Here is a 3,371-nt window from a genome sequence, read left to right on the forward strand (position 1 = left end):
ATCGAGAAGCTCGCCGAACTCAAGGGCAAGGGCATCCTGACGGCCGAGGAGTTCGAGGCGAAGAAGGCCGAGCTGCTGAAGAAGCTGGTCTGAGCGCGAAGGCGTCTTGGCCACCGAGCAAAGCCCGCAGCGCGGCTACCGGGCCGCCTGCCCGAACTGCGGCGCGCCGGTCGAGTTCCGCTCGGCCGCGTCGGCCTTTGCCGTATGCAGCTACTGCCGCAGCAGCATCGTGCGCGACGGCGAGGCGCTCAGGCGCATCGGCCAGGTCGCCGAGCTGTTCGACGACCACTCGCCGCTGCAGCTCGGCGCGGCCGGCCGCCACCAGGGCGCGCCCTTCGTGCTGGTCGGCCGGCTGCAGTACCGCTATGCCGAGGGCACCTGGAACGAGTGGCACGCGCTGTTCGACAACGGCCGCTCGGGCTGGCTGAGCGAAGACAACGGCCGCTACGTCTTCGCGTTCGATGCTCCGCTGGACACTCCGGCACCGGCAGCCGAGTCGCTGCGTGCCGGCCAGTCAGTGTCGGTAGGGGGCCAGGCCTGGTCGGTGGCCTCGGTCGCGGCCGCGAAGCTGATCGCGGCGCAGGGCGAGCTGCCGTTCAAGCCGAGCCTCGAGCGGGGCTTCGTCGTCGCCGACCTGCGCAACACGCGCGGTGAGGTCGGCACGCTGGACTATGGCGACCCGGCCGCGCCCAAGTGGGCCATCGGACGCTCGGTGGCGATCAGCGAACTCGCCATGACGGGGCTGTCCGAGTCCAGCGAGAAGACACTCAAGGCGCGCGGCGTCGAGTGCCCGAGCTGTGGCACGGCGCTGCAGGTCAAGCTCTCGACCACGCAGAGCATCGTCTGCCCCAACTGCCATGCGGTGGTCGACGTCTCGCAGGGCGTGGGCGGCGAGCTGAAGCACTACGCCCAGGCCAACGGCAGCGAGCCGCAGATCCCGCTGGGCAGCACGGGCACGCTGGCGCTGTCGCTCAAGCCGGGCGACAAGAAGGCGCTGCCCTGGCAGGTGGTGGGCTATGCCGAGCGCTGCGAGGTCGATACGGGCGAGGACGACCAGGCCTTCTGGCGCGAATACCTGCTCTACCACCGCACGGAAGGTTTCGCCTTCCTCGTCGACGCCGAAGACGGCTGGAGCTGGACCGCGCCGATCACCGGCGTGCCCGAGCGTGCCGGCGACGGCGTCAAGTACCAGGGCGTGGTCTACCGCAAGCTGTACGACTACACCGGCAAGGCCACGTATGTGCTCGGCGAGTTCTACTGGCGGCTCGAGCGCGACGCACGCACCTACAACACCGACTACATCGGCACCGGCGCCTTCTCGTCGCGGCGCATCAACCGCGAGCGCACCGGCTCCGGCGACACGCAGGAAATCACCTGGTCGGCCGGCGAGACGCTCAGCGCCGACGCCGTGCTCAAGGCCTTCAAGCTCGCGCCGGAGAAGCGTGCGGCGCTGCAGCGCGACGCCATGCCCAGCTCGGGCAATGCCGCCGGGCTGCTGGCCAAGGTGTTCTTCTGGGTGTTCGTCGTCGTGGTGCTGCTGATGATGTTCCGCTGCGACGGCGACGCCCGCGACTGCAACCAGGTGCGGGCCACCTATGGCGAAGCGTCGGCGGAGTACCAGAATTGCCTGCGCAGCGCGCGCAGCGGCGGCGGGCGCATCGGTGGCGGCTCGTGGGGCGGAGGCTCCTTCGGCGGCCACAAGTGAATCGACACTGAACGAGGAGCAATCCCATGATGGGCATCGAGTGGCTCAAACCCGCGGTCTTCTTCGGCTCCATGCTCTACGCCATCATCGGCGTGCTGGTGTTCTGGCTGTGTTTCATCATCGTCGACAAGCTCACGCCCTACAAACTGTGGGAAGAGATCGTCGAGCACAAGAACATGGCCCTGGCGATCGTCGTCGGCGCCACCGCGATCGCCATCGGACAGATCGTCGCCGCCGCCATCCATGGCTGATGGCGGGCCCGCCGCCACGGCGGCGGAGGCACCGGCCGCGGCCGCATCAATCCGCCCGGCCGAGGTGGCGCTGCTCGCCTCGGTGTTCGTGGTCGCGGCCTGCGGGCTGCTCTACGAGCTGGCTGCCGGTGCGCTGGCCAGCTACCTGCTGGGCGATTCCGTCCTGCAGTTCTCCACCATCATCGGCACCTACCTGTTCGCGATGGGCGTGGGCTCGTACCTGTCGCGCTTCCTCGAGCGGCAGCTGGTCGCCCACTTCCTGCGCATCGAGCTGCTGGTAGGGCTGATCGGCGGGCTGATGCCGGCGATGCTGTTCGCGCTGCACAGCGTGGCGGCCGGCTCTTTCCGCTTCGCGCTGTACTCGCTCGTGCTGCTGGTGGGCACGCTGGTCGGCCTGGAGATCCCGCTGGTGATGCGCATCCTCAAGCGCCACTTCCGCGAGCGCTATGCGCTCAAGGACCTGGTCTCGCAGGTGCTCACCTTCGACTACCTCGGCGCGCTGGCCGTGGCCATCGCCTTTCCGCTCGTGCTGGTGCCGCAGCTCGGGCTGATCCGCACCGGCCTGTTCTTCGGGCTGCTCAACGCCGGCGTGGCGCTGTGGGCGCTGTGGCTGTTCCGCGCCGAACTGCGGGCGCTGGCGGCGCACGTGCTGGCCTGCGTGCTCACCGTGGGCGTGCTGGCCGGCGCCTTCGCCGGGGCGGATGCGATCACCCGCTGGGCCGAAGACCGGTTCTACGGCGAGGCCATCGTGTTCGCCGAGAGCAGCGCCTACCAGCGCGTGGTCGTGACCGCGGGCCACGGCCACGTCAAGCTCTTCCTCAACGGCAACCTGCAGTTCCACTCGCGCGACGAGCACCGCTACCACGAGGCCCTGGTGCACCCGGCGATGGCCGCGCACGGCGCGCCGAAGAACGTGCTCGTGCTCGGCGGCGGCGACGGCATGGCGGTGCGCGAGGTGCTGAAGTACCCCAGCGTCGAGCAGGTCACGCTGGTCGAGCTGGATCCGCACATGACGCGGCTGTTCGCCAGCTCGCCGATGCTCACGGCGCTCAACGGCAACGCGCTGAACTCGCCGAAGCTGCGCATCGTCAACGACGATGCCTTCGGCTGGCTGGAGAGCAACCCCGGCCACTTCGACGTGATCGTGGTCGACTTTCCCGACCCGACCAACTTCTCGATCGGCAAGCTCTACACCACCACCTTCTACCAGCGCATCGACGACCACCTGTCCGCCGGCGGCTATGCGGTGGTGCAGACCACCTCGCCCCTGATCGCGCGGCGCAGCTACTGGACGGTGGCCGCGACCATCGAGGCCACCGGACTCACCGCCACGCCCTACCACGCGCACGTGCCGAGCTTCGGGGAATGGGGCTTCATCCTGGCCAGCCGGCGGCCGTGGCGCATGCCGCAGGCGC

4 protein-coding genes are annotated in these 3,371 nt (G+C 69.2%); all 4 read left to right on the forward strand.

All coding sequences use genetic code 11. The annotated features are described in order from the left end of the window. The gene (locus AB7U92_RS24205; RefSeq protein WP_428582937.1) at window positions 1-93 is read left to right on the forward strand and encodes an SHOCT domain-containing protein; all 93 of its coding nucleotides are present in this window, start codon (window positions 1-3) and stop codon (window positions 91-93) included. 13 nt (window positions 94-106) lie between these two features. Beyond that, window positions 107-1,705, forward strand: coding sequence for a DUF4178 domain-containing protein (locus AB7U92_RS24210; protein WP_428582931.1), 1,599 nt, complete (start codon window positions 107-109; stop codon window positions 1,703-1,705). 26 nt (window positions 1,706-1,731) lie between these two features. After that, entirely contained in the window at window positions 1,732-1,956 is a 225-nt protein-coding gene (locus AB7U92_RS24215) for a DUF350 domain-containing protein (protein WP_428582933.1), read from the forward strand. Beyond that, a partial coding sequence (locus AB7U92_RS24220; protein WP_428582935.1) for a polyamine aminopropyltransferase occupies window positions 1,949-3,371 on the forward strand: 1,423 nt, incomplete at its 3' end. The genes AB7U92_RS24215 and AB7U92_RS24220, both read left to right, overlap by 8 nt.

The sequence above is a fragment of the Piscinibacter sp. genome, from assembly GCF_050175855.1.
Classification (GTDB): domain Bacteria; phylum Pseudomonadota; class Gammaproteobacteria; order Burkholderiales; family Burkholderiaceae_C; genus Piscinibacter.

Bases quoted from the DNA above. Each gene is read 5' to 3' on its own strand.
- AB7U92_RS24215 (WP_428582933.1), top strand. From the start codon at position 1,732: ATGATGGGCATCGAGTGGCTCAAACCCGCGGTCTTCTTCGGCTCCATG.